Annotated in this window: 16 protein-coding genes; all 16 read left to right on the top strand. The window is 38.4% G+C overall.

The window, feature by feature from the left end:
* Positions 1-168 precede the first annotated feature (168 nt).
* Positions 169-1,380, top strand: a complete 1,212-nt coding sequence (locus HZB61_06880) for an O-antigen ligase family protein (GenBank protein ID MBI5056319.1) — start codon at positions 169-171, stop codon at positions 1,378-1,380.
* Positions 1,346-3,499 (top strand): hypothetical protein, encoded by a 2,154-nt coding sequence (locus HZB61_06875; GenBank protein MBI5056318.1) that lies wholly within the window; start codon positions 1,346-1,348, stop codon positions 3,497-3,499. Before HZB61_06880 ends, HZB61_06875 begins: the two co-directional genes overlap by 35 nt.
* Positions 3,454-4,743, top strand: coding sequence for a glycosyltransferase family 39 protein (locus HZB61_06870; protein MBI5056317.1), 1,290 nt, complete (start codon positions 3,454-3,456; stop codon positions 4,741-4,743). The genes HZB61_06875 and HZB61_06870 overlap by 46 nt, the downstream gene beginning before the upstream one ends.
* Positions 4,744-4,849: 106 nt before the next feature.
* Positions 4,850-5,785: a GNAT family N-acetyltransferase gene (locus tag HZB61_06865; protein MBI5056316.1), complete on the top strand. Its 936-nt coding sequence runs from the start codon at positions 4,850-4,852 to the stop codon at positions 5,783-5,785.
* Between the two features lie 52 nt (positions 5,786-5,837).
* Positions 5,838-6,539 (top strand): glycosyltransferase family 2 protein, encoded by a 702-nt coding sequence (locus tag HZB61_06860; protein MBI5056315.1) that lies wholly within the window; start codon positions 5,838-5,840, stop codon positions 6,537-6,539.
* Positions 6,540-6,709: 170 nt separating this feature from the next.
* Positions 6,710-7,954: a glycosyltransferase family 4 protein gene (locus HZB61_06855; protein MBI5056314.1), complete on the top strand. Its 1,245-nt coding sequence runs from the start codon at positions 6,710-6,712 to the stop codon at positions 7,952-7,954.
* A 433-nt stretch (positions 7,955-8,387) separates the two neighbouring features.
* Positions 8,388-9,074 carry a glycosyltransferase family 4 protein gene (locus HZB61_06850; protein MBI5056313.1) on the top strand — a complete coding sequence of 229 codons (687 nt, stop codon included), beginning with the start codon at positions 8,388-8,390 and terminating at the stop codon, positions 9,072-9,074.
* Between the two features lie 164 nt (positions 9,075-9,238).
* Complete coding sequence (locus tag HZB61_06845; GenBank protein ID MBI5056312.1) at positions 9,239-10,321, top strand: radical SAM protein; 1,083 nt, start codon at positions 9,239-9,241, stop codon at positions 10,319-10,321.
* A gap of 101 nt (positions 10,322-10,422) precedes the next feature.
* Complete coding sequence (locus HZB61_06840) at positions 10,423-11,541, top strand: DegT/DnrJ/EryC1/StrS family aminotransferase (GenBank protein ID MBI5056311.1); 1,119 nt, start codon at positions 10,423-10,425, stop codon at positions 11,539-11,541.
* A complete protein-coding gene (locus HZB61_06835; protein MBI5056310.1) occupies positions 11,531-12,943 on the top strand; it encodes a sugar transferase in 1,413 nt (470 codons plus the stop codon). The genes HZB61_06840 and HZB61_06835 overlap by 11 nt, the downstream gene beginning before the upstream one ends.
* A gap of 20 nt (positions 12,944-12,963) precedes the next feature.
* Positions 12,964-13,968 carry a Gfo/Idh/MocA family oxidoreductase gene (locus HZB61_06830; GenBank protein MBI5056309.1) on the top strand — a complete coding sequence of 335 codons (1,005 nt, stop codon included), beginning with the start codon at positions 12,964-12,966 and terminating at the stop codon, positions 13,966-13,968.
* 87 nt (positions 13,969-14,055) lie between these two features.
* Positions 14,056-15,168 (top strand): SDR family NAD(P)-dependent oxidoreductase, encoded by a 1,113-nt coding sequence (locus HZB61_06825; protein ID MBI5056308.1) that lies wholly within the window; start codon positions 14,056-14,058, stop codon positions 15,166-15,168.
* A complete protein-coding gene (locus HZB61_06820; protein MBI5056307.1) occupies positions 15,165-15,878 on the top strand; it encodes a nucleotidyltransferase family protein in 714 nt (237 codons plus the stop codon). The genes HZB61_06825 and HZB61_06820 overlap by 4 nt, the downstream gene beginning before the upstream one ends.
* A gap of 47 nt (positions 15,879-15,925) precedes the next feature.
* Complete coding sequence (locus HZB61_06815) at positions 15,926-16,915, top strand: GHMP kinase (protein ID MBI5056306.1); 990 nt, start codon at positions 15,926-15,928, stop codon at positions 16,913-16,915.
* Between the two features lie 18 nt (positions 16,916-16,933).
* On the top strand, positions 16,934-17,518 hold the full coding sequence (locus tag HZB61_06810) for an SIS domain-containing protein (protein ID MBI5056305.1): 585 nt from the start codon (positions 16,934-16,936) through the stop codon (positions 17,516-17,518).
* Between the two features lie 41 nt (positions 17,519-17,559).
* Positions 17,560-18,138 (top strand): histidine phosphatase family protein, encoded by a 579-nt coding sequence (locus HZB61_06805; protein ID MBI5056304.1) that lies wholly within the window; start codon positions 17,560-17,562, stop codon positions 18,136-18,138.
* The last annotated feature ends 12 nt before the right edge of the window (positions 18,139-18,150 follow it).

Here is an 18,150-nt window from a genome sequence, read left to right as displayed (position 1 = left end):
TTCATTCAGGCAATGTATTTAAATATAATAAAAGGGTGGCTGACCGGCATGCTCCTGTTTCTACCCTTTCAGCATGTAATTGTCAATATTATTAATAAATTCTGGTCTGCTGAATTATCAACTTTCTTAAACCGCCTTGATAAATTTACAATAATTATTTTTCTTCCAATGGCAATCATTGAGTTTATTAAAAGTAAAAAAAAACCCGACAGACTATATCTTATTTTAATGGCTCCAATTCTTGCCTTGAGTATTCTTGGATTCATTTCTGGCTTGATAAACGGCAATTACATGCTGGCAACCATACACGGCACCTTTGAATATATAAAATACTTTCTGGTTATTTTTATTTATGCTGCATTTTTCAGGGAATTCAGTGAATTTAAAAAAGTATTCCGCCTTGTTTTGATGACTGCTGTTTTTCTCGGCGCAATATCTTTTATTCAGGAAATATGGGCTGTTGGCAATCTTTATATTCTAAAAAAAAATGTAAAGGATATTTATTATTTTGATGTTGCTTATATTATTAATCCTCAAATTAGATCAGGTTATTTTGAAAATATGTGGAGGTTGGGCATCTTAAGAGTACCGTCTTTTATGATTAATCACAATTTTTCCGGATTATATATTCTTCTAATTCTTGTTATTTATACCCATATTATTGAAAAAGTAAATTTCGCAATATTTGTTTCTCTTTTTTCGGCGATCCTGGGCAGTGTTTCAAGAGTAGTTTATACATCGTTCATATTAACAGGAGGCTTTCAGGTTTTTAAAGGTAAAAAATGGTGGATAATTAGTTTAGTACCTATCACAATAAGTCTTTTTTATTTAAGTCCGTTATCGGAATACACTGTATTATCAAAGTCTGCAGCAAAAAGACCACCTACAATATTTTCCCTAGAGAAAAAATCCTGGGATGGCTTTCGGGATTATACCAGAGAAAAAGCAATTGAGATATGGAAAGACCATGTTTTATTTGGGGTTGGTCCGGGAATGTATGGCGGGGCGATTTCATTGAAATATAAATCACCCGTTTATGATAAATATAACTTTGACCAATTAAGAAAACAATCTTTAGAACAATGGCAGACGGCTGACCAGTTCTGGCCGCAGGTCCTGGCAGAGACCGGTATTGCCGGTATTATATGTTTTGCCGGGATTTTCATTTCACTGACTACGACATTGTTTGCTTTAAAAAATAAAGCTCCTTCTAACGAGATTAAAGGTTTATTTACGGGGCTTATAATGTATGTTGTAATATTATTAATTTACACTTTCGGATATGATTTGAATGTCCCACCTGTTATATTTACTTTCTCTGCATTTATAGGAATGGGATTGTCTTGTGAGAGAGGAACTGCACTTGAAAGCAGGTGTTAGAAATATACATATAGTAAAAGCCATAATTTTTATTTGTGTACTTTGCGTGCTCTTCATTCAAAATGTCTGGAGTGAACCAACTAAATGGATAGAAGTAGGACCTGGTGGAGGCGGTGCGGTCCAAGACTTGGCATTTGATCTGAATGATATAAACAGGGTTTATCTGACCTCTGATATGGTAGGAGTCTTTGTTAGCGATGATGCTGGCGATCACTGGAAGTGGAGCAGTTATGGCGCATCAGGGAGGAAAGGCGGGATTGCTGTAGATCCAACGAATTCGGACATACTCTATTCAGTTGGCATAGACGGCATTTATCAATCCACCGACAGGGCAAAACACTGGCAATTGGTTTATAGCAAAGGTAACGGGTTTCGAGGGGTAAATAATAGAGACTTTAAAGCGCTTGGCAATTCAATTTTTGGAGAGCCTGGCCAGCCTGCTGCTATAAGCAAAACTGGAATAATATATGTTTGTACATTGGCTGGCGATATAATAACCAGCTTTGATAAAGGAAAAACCTGGAAAGAGATTTCAGTTGACGGCAAAAACGAGGTGAAAATTGTTGTTCCGATAGATGACAAGAAAGTGATAGCGGTCTTTTATGAAGACGGTATTTATCTTAGCAATAACCGGGGATTAACCTGGCAAAAAGTGATGTCAAGTGCACAAGGAAAATTTATTGCTTCGGCCATTAATCCTGTAAGCAGAAACATCCTTTATACATTAGTTGCGGAACTATCTACTGTAGAGTATGAGCCAAGATATTCTGTTCGATCTTTTCCTGCCTATTTGTATCGCAGTGAGGATGGTGGAACAACATGGGCTCTTATACATTCATTCGAAAAGCTTGCGATTGGAAAAGGCAGGAGGTTAATGGATGTAAGTCCAGCAGGGACGCTTATTATTTTATCATTGGAAGGACCGTTAAGAAGTTCAGATGGGGGGCAAACATGGTCGATTTCAAAAATAAACAGTCAAGATGATGATGGATTTATTTACAATGCCTTGAAAGGGCATATGGATGGGACGACATCAGTTTATGCTGATTACCGCAAAACTGATAGATGGTACATGACTGATATGTTAGCCGCATTTCGCAGTGATGATGATGGCAAGAGTTGGTATTATAAAGTTAAAGGACTGCGGCAGGATGGTTATTTATTTGTCAAGGTTAATCCTGAAAATCCTGACAGAGTTCTTGCATCTGACGGCGATCATGGTCTTATTATTAGTGACGATAGCGGCAATACATGGCGAAACAATATTATAAATAATCCTTACGAAGAATGTTCTCAATTACGGTTCTCCCCAAATGATACTACTTACAGGGTCGTATATACTTATTGCGTAACCCCAACCGGTAGTTCTTTTATGGCGAAGAGTACAGATGCTGGTGAGTCATGGATGGTTTTAAAACGTTGGGGAAGTGAAAAAAGCCACTTAATTACAAAATTTTGCCTGACCAAGGGAGAGAAGTTTCCGAATATATATATAGGTGAGGAAGGAGCGGGCATCTGGAAAAGCAGTGACGATGGGAAAAGCTGGGAATTAAAAAAAATAGGGTCCTTGAGAGCTAACGATATGACTTATTTTCAGTTCTTGGAGTCAGATAGCAGCGGGTCCCTCTACGCAGGGATTGCATCAATGGCTAACGGTATGGGCGGGATCTTCAAAAGCATAGATAGTGGAGAAACATGGTTTTCTATAAATAAAGGCCTGGAAGACTTGTTTGTACGGCGCGGGAGTTTTGAGATAGACCCCAATAATCCTGATATCTTGTGGGTTGGCGCTGGGAGATCTGTGTATAGAAGCATAAGCGGAGGCAAGAATTGGGAGAAGAGAATTGAAGGAGTTTTTTCCGGTGCTATTCTTGTTGAACCGGGGAACTCGGATGTTGTATATGTATCATCATTTACAGGTGGGGGTGTTGTAGAGCAATATACGGAAGGCATATATAAATCTGTTGATGGGGGAAATTTTTTTTTCAATATATCCGGAGAACTTTTCAGAACAATCGGTTCAAGTTATCGAGTTTATGACCTGGAATACGGATGGAAGGGAACAGGCAGGATATGGGCAGCGCCATCTGCCGGGGGCTTGATTTACACAGTTCAATGAGACAGTTTATGAATTATTCGCGAACATCTTCTTCTGTTCTTCTGAAATTTTTTCCGCTACTATTGCTTTATATAGTTATTGTATTATTATGCTATTCCCGGGATTTTTGGGGCGATGAAGTTCGTTACGTAATGTTTGCGACTAATCTGTCCCACGGGCATTATTCTCCATTAAATAAAATAAATTTATGGAATGGGCCTGGATACCCAATTATTCTTCTCCCCTTTGTTCTGCTAAAACTGCCTTGGTTAACTGCAAAATTACTTAATCCACTGTTCCTGTTTCTGGCTATTCTTTATTTCTATTACACTCTTCTTATTTACATGAGGGAACGAACTGCGTTATTTTCCTCATACCTGTTAGGGTTATATCCTCCATTCTTTAGATATATCCATCAGTTACTTACGGAAACGGTCAGCATTTTTTTAGTCTGTGGTTTTTTGTTTCATTTCTGTAAGTTACATCATGATAACAAGAATTCCCGGTTCCATCTTTTGGCTGCATCGTTTTATTTAGGCTATCTGGCACTAACAAGAATATTTTTTGGCTATGTAATCTTGAGTGGATTAGTGATTTTTCTGTCGTGGTATCTTTGGAAGAAAAAAGATACGCTGAAGAAGACCGCTTTAGTTTATACGTTTGCTATGCTTCTCTGTTTGCCTTATTTGTTTTATACATATACGCTAACAGGTAAAATTTTTTATTGGGGAAATTCAGGTGGTCTTAGCCTGTATTGGATATCCACCCCTTATGAGAACGAATTAGGTGATTGGGTGGATTTTAAAGATGTTTATGAAAATCCACAATTTAAAAACCACCTGAAATTATTTCAAAAACTTGAGGCCCTGCCTCCTATTCAGATGGATGATGAGCTGAAAAAACAGGCTATTAATAATATAATTCATAATCCTTTAAAATATTTTAAAAATTGGGCTGCTAATGTTGGGCGTATGTTGTTTAATTTTCCTTATACTTATACTTATCAGAAATTAACAACTTATTTATATCTTATTCCGGACATGTTCCTGGTTGTTTTCTGTGTATTATGTCTCTATCCCAGTTTCTTTGGGAGAAGGCTGATTCCTTACGAAATTTATGCCGTGATTTTATTTGGTTTAATTTCCTTTGGAGGAAGTTCTTTGTTAAGTGCTTATAACCGGCAACTTGTATACATTACCCCGATATTCTTGTTATGGATTTTATTTTCACTAACTCACATAGTGAAAGTTGAGATAAGACATTGACAGTTACTGCCCAAATCAGGCTGTCATCAAGGCAACTAACAAACCATCATGACACCATTTTATTTTTGCAAAGTAATATATTAAAGAAATGCTGACACAGAAAAATATAACAATAAATCCTTACTCACCAGACAAAAAAAATGAATGGGACGCCTTTGTTAAAAGGGCAAAAAACCTCCATTTCATCTTCTTTAGGGATTTTATGGAATATCATTCTGACAGATTTCAGGATTTTTCTTTGATGGTCTATGAGAATAATAAATTAATAGCATTGTTGCCATCGAATTTAAAAAATGATGTGCTTTTTTCTCATGGAGGCCTGACATTTGGCGGTTTCGTTGTAAGTGATTCAATGAGAACGGAAACCATGTCCGAAATATTTAATCTCTTAAAGGATTATTTAAGAGAGAGGAAAATTGAAAAACTAATCTATAAGGCTTTACCTTGCATTTTCCATAAATATCCGGCGGAAGAAGACAGATATGCGCTTTTTGTAAATGAGGCAAAGCTATTCAGAAGAGACGTCTCGTCTGCGATAATACTGGGTGATAAGCCTAAGTACTCAAAAGGCAGAAAGTGGATCATAAATAAAGCAAAAAAAGAAAATTTAATAATTTCACAAAGCGACGATTATGATTCTTACTGGGAATTACTCACTGATGTTTTGAAAAAGAACCACGGAGTAAAGCCTGTGCATTCTCTTGAAGAGATAAAGCGGTTATCAAACTTATTCCCCGACAACATAAAGTTATTTGTTTCTAAAAAAGGGAATAATCTTTTAGCCGGGTCAGTAATTTTTGAGAACGAAACGATTGTGCATACTCAGTATCTGGCAAACAGCGATGAGGGAAGAGAAATTGGCGCATTAGATGTGGTTGTGGATTATTTAATAAATGAAACATACAGGGACAAAAAATATCTAAGTTTTGGCGCATCTACTGAACAAGAGGGAAGGTATTTAAATAAAGGCTTAATAGCGCAAAAAGAGGGTTTTGGAGCTGGAGCTGTTGTTCACGATTTTTACGAATTAGAAATTAATTGAATGTCTGGATTTCATTCGTGTTAACTATCATTAAAGAAATTGAGGTAAGCTGATGAAAGTTTCAATAGTGGTGCCATGTTTTAATGAAGTTGGGACTATCGGAACTATTATTAAAAAGATCAAGGATGTTAATTTTGATCTGGAACAAGAAGTCATAGTTGTTGATGATTTTTCAACTGATGGAACGAGAAAATATTTGAAGTCCATGTGTGAAGATGATAACTCTATCAGAATTGTATATCATTCACAGAATATGGGGAAGGGCGCCGCTTTAAGAACAGGGTTTAAAGCGGCCTCCGGAGACATAATAATTATTCAAGACGCAGACCTTGAATATGATCCTAACGATTATCAAAAGCTATTGAAACCAATCCTTGAAGGGAAAGCTGATGTAGTGTACGGCTCCCGCTTTATTGGCGGGGAATCACATAGGGTTTTGTTTTTTTGGCACTCCCTTGGGAATAAATTTTTAACATTTCTTTCCAATATGTTTACAAACCTGAACCTGACGGATATGGAAGTTTGCTATAAAGTTTTCCGTCGGGAGATATTGGACATGATAGAACTGCAAGAAAACAGGTTTGGCTTTGAACCGGAAATAACGGCAAAGATTAGCAGGTTAAAGTGCAGGATATATGAGGTGGGAATCTCCTATTCTGGTCGCACCTACTCTGAGGGTAAAAAAATTAATTGGAAAGATGGAATCAGGGCTGTTTATGTCATTCTGAAATATGGTGTATTTAAATATAAATGAATCTATCTGTTACATCCCTCAAGATTTTCTTTAATAGATAAGATAAGCAGGTTAATAATGGTTTTTTATGTTCGTCAACGTTTTTTCCCTGTGAATGGCTATATCACGAATTATAATGGTCAGGGATGTAAATAGAGAACATAAAAACTTTTTCAAGGAATATTAGCAGAGTGAAAATTTTACATATAAGCAATTTCTATTATGACCGCGGAGGCGATTGTACGCACCTTTTTTCCATGATGGATCTCCTGGGAAAGAAGGGACATAAGAATATTGCCTTCTCAATGCGTCATCCGCAGAATTTTGATTCAGAGTATTCCAAATATTTTATAAGTTATATTAACTATGTCGATGAACTTAAGAACAAGAACCTGCTGGCGGGAGCCAGGGTCTTATATAGAAGCATATATTCCTTGGAGGCAAAAAAAAACATTGAGAAACTTATTAACGAAGAAAAACCCGACATAGCGCACATACAGAGCCTTCATCATTACATAACGCATTCAATATTATATCCTCTTAAAAAGAACAATATTCCTGTAGTGTGGACGCTTCATGATTTTGCTTTTATTTGTCCCAATACTAATTTTACATGCAGTGGCAAGGTCTGTGAGAAATGTAAAATCAGCAAACTGTATTGGCCTATTATTACAAGGTGCAAGAAAAACTCTTTAGGCGCCAGCACGGTCGCAGCGCTGGAAACTCTTGTGCATAGAATTATGAAGGTTTCCGATATGGTCGATGTTTTTATCACTCCAAGCGAATTTCTAAGGAACAAACTGATAGAATATGGATTTGACCAGAACAGGATAAAATGTCTTAATAATTTTATGGATTTCAGTACAGATAGCAAGGAAGAGGGTTCTGATGATTATTATGCTTATATAGGCAGATTAGTGGAAGGAAAAGGGATAAAATTACTTATTGATGCTGCAATAAAATCCAATGCAGGTATTCTTAAAATAGTGGGCGACGGGCCGCTGAAAGGGGATTTGATGTCTTATGTTCAGCAGAGAAAAGCTGGAAGCAGGATATTGTTTTTAGGACACAAAAGTCATGATGAAGTGATGAGGTTTTTAAAACGCAGCAGGTTTATGGTACTACCTTCAGAATGGTATGAAAATTTTCCATATTCTGTAATTGAAGCATTTGCATGTGGAAAGGCTGTCATTGGAGCGAGGTTGGGAGGAATTCCTGAGCTGGTTAGAGATAATGTCACAGGGTTAACTTTTGAACCTGGGAATTCCGATGACTTAAGGGCAAAAATTGAATATTTAATAAGTAATCCTGATAAAGCAGCCCAGATGGGCGCAAACGCCAGGCAGTTTGTAGAACAGGAATTAAGTTCTGAAAAACATTATCAGAAACTGATGGAAATCTATGACTGCCTTATTAATAAGAGTATAAGTGTATAGAAAGGTTTAACCCACTATGAATCCATTAAGAATAGCGATGATCGGCCTCTATGGAATACCTGCAACATTCGGCGGAGTTGAAAGACATGTTGAGGAGATAGCCGTGCGGCTGGTCCAAAAAGGGCATGATGTGACAGTCTTTTGCCGTTCTCATTATACTCCCAAAATAAAAGAGTATAAGGGAGTGAAGATTGTCAGACTGCCTACTATCAACCAGAAGCATCTTCAGATGATAGTGCATACTTTTTTGTCGGTTATCTATTTGTTGTTCGCTCGATATGATGTCGTGCATGTTCAAAGTATTGATCCTGCTTTGTTGATCCCGTTATTGAAAATCAGGCATAAGGTCGTTGTTACTTCTCATGGTCAGGGATACAGGAGGGTTGACAAGTGGGGAAGGTTCACGAGAGCAATGTCCAAACTTGCAGAGAAGATTTTTATAAGATATTCGGATGCTGCCATATCCGTGTCGCAGACTTTGAAAGATTTTTATGCGAACAACTATGGCAAACAGGTCTCATATATCCCTAATGGCATCAATATAACCGAATGTAATGACTTGGACCTGTTGGATAAGTTCGGACTGAAAAGGAAAGAATATATTCTTTATGTGGGCAGGTTGATTCCGACAAAGGGCAGCGCAACCTTGCTGGACGCTTATAAAAGATTAAAGACCGACTTGAAACTTGTGATCGTCGGTGATTCATGTTATACAGACAGTTTTGTCATCGAATTAAAGAAGAAAGCTGAAGGCACTAATACTGTTTTCCTCGGTTACCAGTATGGGGAAGCCTTAAATCAGCTCTATGCGAACTGCAGGCTCTTTATCTTTCCGTCACAAATAGAGGGCTTGCCAATTGTATTACTGGAGGCTTTGAGTTTTGGAATACCTGTAATTTTCAGCGACATTCCCGAAGATATGGAAATTGCAAAGGAAGTTGCGATACCTTTCAAGAATGCTGACCCTGATGACCTTTATGGAAAAATGAAAGAATTTCTTGCAAACCCGGACTCCGGCGAGAGATTGGCGGAAAAGGCAAAAAGGCATATAGCTGAAAACTATAACTGGGACAAGATCACTGAACAAACCGAGGCTGTTTACTATTCAATCCTTAAATAAAAAATTTATTGAATTTTCGCATAATTTTATAAACTGTATAATTGAATTATTAAAACAATAAATTATAAGATAACTATATCTACAATTTTAAAAAAAAACGATCTCTGGAGATAATAATGGATGTATGTGTAATTCTTACTTATAGATGTAATTCGAAGTGTTCCATGTGTAATGTATGGCAAAATCCTACTGTTGAAAAAGAAGAGGTGTCCCTGCAAACCCTAAGAAAAATTCCTGCCGGGTTGGACTATTTGAATCTTACGGGCGGTGAGCCGACATTGAGACGTGATCTAATGGAAATTGCGGATTTACTTTCCCCTAAAGCCATGACTTTTGAAATCAGCAGCAATGGATTACTGCCGGAAAGAATAGAACCTGTAATTAAAAAATATCCATGTACCAAAATACGGTTCAGCATTGAGGGATGTGAAATAACAAATAACAAAATTCGGGGTGAAAGAGGCGGTTATCAAAAAAAGATAAATGGATTAAAGCGCCTAAAAGAATTGGGGGGCAAAGATATAGGCTTTGGTATGGTATTGCAGGATGATAATATTGAAGAAGCTGTCGAGCTGTTTCACTTTGCCAAGAAACATGGTTTTGAGTTCGCTACCTCGGCGCTTCATAATGGTTTTCAGTTTCATAAAAGCGATAATGTTCCATATGACCGTATTAAAATGGTAAAGAAGATGGAGGACCTGGTCACGGCATTATTGAAAGATTATAAAATCAAGCACTGGTTTCGTGCTTATTTGAACTTGGGGCTTATGGCCAAGATGTTAGGTCAGGAGCGGATGTTGAAATGTACTGCCGGCACGGATTTTGTCTTTATTGACCCATGGAGTGATGTTTATGCATGTAATGTAAGACCGGATTTAAAAATGGGGAATCTGGAACAGCAGGAATGGGACGACGTCTTGAACGGAAAAGCCGCTAAAGAGGTCCGAGAGAAAGTATCTAACTGTGCGCATAACTGTTGGATGGTCGGATCGGCCAAGACCGCAATGAGGCATCCCAGGTATGCAAAGCTTCCCAAGGCGGGTCCGTTATTGTGGGTCATGTACAATAAAATAAAACTTATGCTGGGTGGGAAGATAAATTTTCAAAGGTATCTTGATTATACAAAAGTATATATAGACGAACAGGTTGTTTATCGCAGATCATATTTAGATGATAGTGTAAAAAGGAACCTCCAACGAAAAGATGAGCCTCATTATAAAAAATTCGGGGAATTCTTTAATAAATAGAAAATTTAATTCTTCATTTGAATTCTATAACAGCATCTACTTCAAGCAGTAAAGACATGCCAAGTCATTTATAGAAAAAACTGACGATAAGGAGAAATTTAATGATAGTGCCCTTTGTTGATTTGAAGATGCAGTATCAAAATATTAAAGATGAGGTTAATGCCGAAATTCATGAAGTGCTTGAGAGTTGCGCCTATATTTTGGGTCCGAAGGTTGAAGAATTTGAACAACAATTTGCAATAATGCATCAGGCGAAATATTGCCTTGCAAACAGCACCGGAACCGATTCATTGCACCTGGCGATGATGGCATTAGAGGTAGGCCCGGGAGATGAAGTTTTAGTGCCTGTCAATACTTTTTTTGCTACCGCGGAAGCCGTGTCTTTAGCAGGCGCTAAACCTGTTTTTGTAGACTGTGAAGCCGACTATTACAATATTGATGCCGCTAAGATTGAACAAGCAATTACAAATCGTACAAAAGGTATTATCCCCGTGCACTTGTATGGGCAGTCTGCCGACATGGCAATGATATTACAAATTGCAGAAAAACATAAATTGTGGGTAGTTGAAGACGCATGCCAGGCACATTGCGCAGAATATCAAAACAGACGCGTAGGGGCGATGGGTATTATCGGCTGTTTTAGTTTTTATCCGGGCAAGAATTTAGGCGCTTACGGCGAAGGGGGAGCAGTTCTGACCAACGACGAACAATTGTATGAGAAGATGAAAAAATTAAGAGACCATGGAAGCAGCAAAAAATATAACCATGAATTAGTTGGTCACAATTACAGGATGGAAGGGATACAGGGAGCGGTCTTGTCAGTTAAGCTGCGTTATATTGAACAATGGACAGAGCAACGGCGAAAAAATGCAGCATTATATTCTAACCTCCTGTCTGACATCCCTGAAGTTGTTGTTCCAAAAGAAATGGAATCAGTGCGTCATGTTTACCATCTGTATGTTGTTCAAGTGCCTAAGCGCAACGAATTGCAAAATTTCTTAAGTCAAAATGGTATTTCAACCGGATTGCATTATCCTGTTCCTCTTCATTTACAGCAGGCGTATAAATCGTTGGGATATAAAAAGGGCGATTTTCAAATAGCGGAGACACAAATGGACAAAATACTATCTCTTCCTATGTATCCTGAGTTGACTTCGGCCCAGATTCAATATGTTGTGAGCAAAATAAAAGAATTTTATCTGACTAATCATGCGGTATAAGAAATATAAGATAATATTTTTGCTTCTGGATAGTTTTATAACCTATGCGGCATTAAAATATTCCTTCTATTTTGTTAATTATGCAAGGAATGTTGATTATACGATATCTGATACTGATTTAATGAAAATTGCATCGATAGTCATTTTTTCAGAATTAATTATTTTTAAGATTTCCGGTCTTTACCGGATGCATAAGTTGCTTAACTCATACTATCAATTTGTTGTTGTCATAAAATCCATGTTAGTAAGTTTTGGTCTCTTAATTGCAATACTTTTCATTTTTAAACATCCCATATTAATGCTGAGGCGTGAAATAGTTGCAAGTTTTTTTATTTTGTTAATATTGTTTCTTTTGTACCGTATCTTGTTTGTTAAAATTTCTTTAGGTTATGTACTTAAAAATAAGATAATTGGATCGCGAGTGATTTTGATTGGCGCAGACAACAGAGGCTGTGAAATTGCACGGGAGTTAAGAAATAATAAATATTCCTATTTTCATCCGATAGGCTTTTTAGATGATTTTAAGGAGTCTGGAGAGATACTTGAAGGCATCAAAGTCCTGGACAAGATCGAGAACGTAGGTAAATATTCAGAAAAATTTGATGAAATATTGATAGCGCTGACAAACGTTTCGTATAATAAATTGCAAAGAATTATTGATACGTGCCGCAGATTGCATAGACCAATCCATGTTATTTCAGACTTGTACCGGATTGTCCCTGAAAAGCTTGAGGTGGAAAAATTCAGTGGTTTTAGCACATTTCAAATACCACCTATAACAGGATTCAAGGAATATACATACATTATTCTAAAACGTATTATAGATTATACCGTAGCTTTGGTTTTTGTTATATTGTTACTTCCGTTGTGGTTTATAATAGCAATCTTAATAAAAATAGACTCGAAAGGGCCTGTTTTTTATAGGGCGGAGGTAGTCGGCTATAAAGAAAAAAAGTTTGTTTGGTACAAGTTCAGGAGCATGGCTATTAATAAAGATGATTCGGCCCATAGAAATTTAGTGAAAGCAGAAGCTATGGGATTAAGCAATGGCCAGAAACTTCAGAATGATCCTCGTATAACGTCAGTAGGCAAGTGGCTGAGGAAATTCAGCATCGATGAATTTCCCCAATTAATTAATGTCCTGAAAGGGCAAATGTCGCTTGTGGGACCAAGGCCTGTATTGCCTTATGAATATGAGTTGTTAGATAACTGGCAAAAGGAAAGATTTGCTGTCCTGCCAGGCTTGACAGGATTATGGCAGGTTCACGGACGTAACAGAGTAAATTTTGCGGATCAGCATGTACTGGATCTTTACTATGTCCGTAATAGATCAATTGCGTTGGATTTGGAAATTTTATTCAATACTATTTCAGTTGTAATTTCCGGGGAGACCGGAGTATAACTTAAACCCGAGGTCAAGAAATGATAAAAATCGGAATTATTGGGGCAGGATACTGGGGGCCTAATTTAATTCGTAACTTTGCACAAATTCATAATGTCAGTATTGAATATGTTGCCGACAACCAGCCCGGCAGGAGGCAGTTTGTAAAAGACAATTTTCCCAATATACAAGTAGTTGAAAATGCCGACATTATAATAAATGACAATGATATAACGCTGGTGGTAATTGTCACTCCGGTGAATACGCATTTCCATCTGGCAGAAAAAGCGCTGTCGGCGGGTAAGCATATCTTTATTGAAAAGCCTTTCACGAATTCGACTGCCGACGCTGAGAAATTAAATGCGTTGGCGGTTAAAAATTCTTTAAAAATCGGGGTAGGTCATTTATTTACATTTCATCCTGCCATTGAGCAAATTCATGAATTTATAAATACTACGGAAGAATTTAAGCCGTATTATTTTATATCAAACAGAGCCAATCTGCGCCCGCCGCTGTCGAAAGATAATGTCATATGGGACCTTGCCGTGCATGATTTCTCAATAGCCAATTATCTTTTCGGGGAGTTTCCTGTCTCGGTTTATGCAACAGCAAACGATTACAGCGGGAAAGGTTTAGATGACATGGCTGTTATTCAATTGACTTATCCGGGCAAAAAGAAAGCTGTTATACATGTCAGCTGGCATACACCGAATAAGATCAGAAAGTTTGAAATGTACGGATCCAAGTGGTCAATCTTCTTTGATGATATGGCGGAGCAGAAGGTGCGCTTTTTTGATGAAGGTATTGATACGCGAATCGGCGCGGATAAGCAGACATCAACAAAATTTGAATATAAGCCTGGAGTGATATTAACTCCTGAAATCAAAAATATTCAGCCCTTGTTCAATGAATGTCAATCTTTCCTGGATTCCGTTGTCACTGGAACTTCATTCAGAAATGACGGGCTTCAGGGACTTTGGGCTGTCAAGATGTGCGAGCTTGCAGAAGAATCCGCTAAGGAAGGGAAGGAAATAAACTTTACCTGATTTTTTCTTCGTGTCTGCCGGCGAGTTAATTCTGAAAAAGTTACTTTGCAATCGATGGGAGTTAAACATGAATGAGAGGTTTTTTTAGTGAAGGTTCTTATAACAGGCGGTGCAGGCTTCATAGGCTCGCATACAGCAGACAGGCTGATCGCGGAAGGCTGCGATGTAAGGATACTTGATAACTTGCAAAAACCGGTGCATTTGAAAGGCAAACCAGACTACATTAACCCAAAGGCGGAATTTGTAATGGGCGACGTCAGGGACAAGGAGGCTCTTGAGAAAGCAATGAGAGGAATTGACGCAATTTACCACCTTGCGGCATATCAGGATTATCTTCCCGACTTCAGCACATATTTCCACGTAAACAGTGTAAGCACGGCGCTCATTTATGAAATTATTGTCGAGAACAAACTCCCTGTCAAAAAAGTCATAGTTGCGTCTTCACAGGCGGTCCTGGGGGAAGGTTTATACCGGTGCCAGGAGCATGGAGAGTTGACCCCGGATATTCGTCTTGAAGAACAGTTATCAATGGGCGATTGGGAACATCACTGTCCACATTGTAACAAGTATATGCAGTATCTGCCAACGCCCGAGCACATGGTCAATCCTCAAAATCAGTATGCCATGTCAAAACATTCACAGGAAATAATTTCCATTAATTTAGGGAAAAGATACGGGATCCCCTCGGTAGCACTTCGTTACTCCATTGTGCAAGGCCCGAGGCAGTCTTTCTATAATGCCTATTCCGGCGCGATGAGGATTTTTGCTCTTCATCTTTATTTTGATAAACAGCCTACCATTTACGAGGATGGCAGGCAGATCAGAGACTACATAAATTATCAGGACGTTATTGATGCCAACATGCTGGTGCTAAAAGATGGCAGAGCTGACTATCAGGGATTCAATGTCGGCGGGGGAGTGCCATATACGGTTTTGGATTTCTATGAAAAGATGCAGCAGGTGACAGGAAGACAAATAGAGCCGGTCATTTTAAAACACTATCGCTACGGTGACACAAGAAATATATTTTCGGACATAACCAAGCTTAGATCCTTAGGCTGGACGCCTAAGGTTCCCATTGAACGCAGTATAGAAGAATACTGGCAATATCTCAACCGCCAGACCGATATCGAAGATATTCTGGATTACGCAGAAAAGACAATGAAGAACAAAGGTGTTGTAAGAACCATAAAGGAATGAAGGCTTTTCTACTTGCCGCCGGGAAAGGAACGCGTTTAGAACCGTTGACGCTGCAAACACCGAAATGTCTTATCCCTGTTTGTGGACGTCCGTTGATAGAGTACTGGTTTGATCTTTTTAAGATATATGGAATAAATGAGGTTCTCATTAATACCTCACACCTTGCCGGGAATGTGAGAAGTTACGTAAACAATAATTCAAGCGGGCTCAAAATAAAATTGGCGCATGAAGAAAATCTTCTTGGAAGCGGCGGGACGATAAAAAAAAACTGGGATTTTGTAAAAGAAGAAAAGGCATTCTTTATCTTTTATGCAGACAACCTTACCAATATAAATCTGGAAAGAATGCTTTTATTCCATAATAAAAACAAAAAAGATTTTACGTTAGCTGTTGTCAGGGTACCAAATCCCAGGGAGTGCGGAATAGTTGAAATGGACGAGAATTCAACTGTTATCTCGTTTACAGAAAAACCTGAAAACCCTGTTTCAGATTTGGCATTTGCAGGAATTATGCTGAGTAATCCGAGGTTGATAGATTTTTTCCCGGACAAGGATGTATTCGACCTTGGTTATGATGTGCTTCCGTGCATTGTTGGGAAATCATCTGGATATATTATGGAAGATTATCTGCTTGATATAGGGACCTTTGAAAAATTAACTCAGGCTGATAAGGATTTAAAAAATAATATATTTAAAAAACTGATTGAATAAAGAATAAAATAATAAAAATTGCTTTTGGTCAATCAGGAGGATAACAAATGATCATTTCACAAACACCGTTGAGAATTTCTTTTGTTGGAGGCGGAACGGATTTAAGATCATTTTATCAGGCGGAAGACGGCATGGTTCTCAGTACAGCTATTGACAAATACGTTTACATAATAGTTACTGAAAGATTTGATGAAAAAATATACGTTAATTATAGGCTGAGTGAAAGGGTTGATGAAGTATCGGAAATAAAACATGACTTGGTCAGAGAAGCAATGAAAAAAGCCGGGGTTGTAAACGGGGTTGAGATAACTACTCTTGCTGATATACCTTCAGAAGGTTCCGGACTTGGGTCTTCAAGCAGTGTCACGGTGGGGTTATTAAATGCTTTATATCATTTCAACGGGGTACAGGTGACGGCGGAACAACTTGCCAGAGAGGCCTGCGAGATTGAAATTGATATCTGCAAAAAACCGATTGGCAAACAGGACCAATATATTGCAGCATATGGAGGGCTTAACGCGATAACGTTCCATCCCGATGAACGGGTGTCAGTTACTAAGCTTGCTGTATTTAATAATAATTTTTTGAGATTCGGATCAAATTTGCTGCTTTTTTTCACAAATAAAACAAGAGATGCCAATGTTATTCTTGAGAAACAGAATAAGGACACGGAAAATAAAAGAGAAGTTTTGAGGAAAATGAGAAATTATGTCGGCGAAGCGACCAATTGTATTCTTGAGGGGGAATTTGATGAAGTTGGAAGAATCCTCCATGAGAACTGGCTTATGAAGAAATCATTGGTTGACTCTATTTCAAATCCGGAAATAGATAAGATGTATGAAAAAGCCTTGATGGCCGGCGCTTTTGGCGGTAAGATATGCGGAGCTGGAGGAGGCGGTTTTCTTTTGCTTTATGTCCCAAAAAATAAACAGGATAAGGTCAGGCACGCTTTAAGAGAATACAGGGAACTGCCTTTTATACTCGATCATTTCGGAAGCAGGATAATATTCAATTATCGAAGATATCCTTTAAAATAAATTTAAGCCGGAGAGGAAATGCAAAATAAATTAAGTCTTGATTACCTGGGCCAATTAAAAGAGTTATTAGATACTTTCCCGCATGAACAATTTTTAGAAATTGCTCAGACACTGTTACAAGCATACGATAACGGGAAGCAGGTGTTTATAATGGGAAATGGCGGCAGCGGAGCTACTGCATCCCATTTTGTTTGCGACATAAATAAAGGGACCTGCCTTGAACTGCAGAAGAAATTTAAGGTCATTTGTTTGAATGATAATCTGCCCAGCATTCTGGCTTATGCCAATGACCTTTCCTATGACCAAATTTTTATTGAGCAGCTCAAAAACTTTTTGCAGCCGGGGGATATTGTCATTGGCATTTCTGGCAGCGGCAATTCAAAGAATGTGCTCCTTGCGATCTCATACGCAAAGGAACAAGGGGCAAAGGCCATCGGAATAACCGGTTTTGAAGGCGGGAAACTGGCTGCACTTGCAGACATCTCTTTTGTTGTTTCAATTAATGATATGCAAAAAGTCGAGGATGTGCACCTGATCGTGGTCCACATGTTAATGCAATATCTGTGCAGGGAATTGCAGTTGCGCAACGCCGCCCCGGAATAGTTATTTAGAATGTCGGGTATTTCAAGCCCCTTGTTAGAGATATGAAATTATTAATGGTCAGGCACGGGGAAATCCAGTCAAATATTGATAAAGTGTATGCGGGCAAAAGCTCCGAGCATCTGATCGAAAGAGGTCTTCGGCAGGCGCGAGAGGTTGCCGGGCTGCTGCGATCTTACAGAGTTCGGGCATTGTATTCAAGCCCGATTCAGAGGGCGGTGCAGACGGCGAAGATTATTTCCGATACTATTAAAATAAATGTTCAACTTGAAGATTCTTTCCGGGAGATGGAATTAGGGCCATGGGAGGGGTTATCCGAAGATGAAGTTGCCGCATCATACTTAACAGAATGGCAAGTATGGCAAAGTAAGCCGGCGGAATTGACATTGCCGGGAAGGGAGACACTAAAAGAGCTTCTTGACCGTGCCATTAAGGGTGCCGAAATAATTCACCGGAATGAAGGCACCGGGAACGTTGTAATAGTCACACATGTCGCGATAATCAGAGTGTTGCTTCTTTGGCATGCAAAAAAGAGTTTGAATCTTTATAAAACTGTCAACGTTCCAAACGCGGCGGTATTTGAGATAACATTGGATACACTATCAGGGGCAAAGAATATTTGATTAATTCCTCGC

The sequence above is a fragment of the Nitrospirota bacterium genome, assembly GCA_016214845.1.
Taxonomy (GTDB): domain Bacteria; phylum Nitrospirota; class Thermodesulfovibrionia; order UBA6902; family UBA6902; genus SURF-23.
This window is presented reverse-complemented; position numbering and strand designations above follow the sequence as displayed.

Coding starts and splice junctions, on each gene's coding strand:
- HZB61_06880 (MBI5056319.1), top strand. CDS start 169: ATGGCAATCATTGAGTTTATTAAAAGTAAAAAAAAACCCGACAGACTA.
- HZB61_06870 (MBI5056317.1), top strand. CDS start 3,454: ATGGGCAGCGCCATCTGCCGGGGGCTTGATTTACACAGTTCAATGAGA.
- HZB61_06860 (MBI5056315.1), top strand. CDS start 5,838: ATGAAAGTTTCAATAGTGGTGCCATGTTTTAATGAAGTTGGGACTATC.
- HZB61_06845 (MBI5056312.1), top strand. CDS start 9,239: ATGTGTAATGTATGGCAAAATCCTACTGTTGAAAAAGAAGAGGTGTCC.
- HZB61_06840 (MBI5056311.1), top strand. CDS start 10,423: ATGATAGTGCCCTTTGTTGATTTGAAGATGCAGTATCAAAATATTAAA.
- HZB61_06835 (MBI5056310.1), top strand. CDS start 11,531: ATGCGGTATAAGAAATATAAGATAATATTTTTGCTTCTGGATAGTTTT.
- HZB61_06830 (MBI5056309.1), top strand. CDS start 12,964: ATGATAAAAATCGGAATTATTGGGGCAGGATACTGGGGGCCTAATTTA.
- HZB61_06820 (MBI5056307.1), top strand. CDS start 15,165: ATGAAGGCTTTTCTACTTGCCGCCGGGAAAGGAACGCGTTTAGAACCG.
- HZB61_06815 (MBI5056306.1), top strand. CDS start 15,926: ATGATCATTTCACAAACACCGTTGAGAATTTCTTTTGTTGGAGGCGGA.
- HZB61_06810 (MBI5056305.1), top strand. CDS start 16,934: ATGCAAAATAAATTAAGTCTTGATTACCTGGGCCAATTAAAAGAGTTA.
- HZB61_06805 (MBI5056304.1), top strand. CDS start 17,560: ATGAAATTATTAATGGTCAGGCACGGGGAAATCCAGTCAAATATTGAT.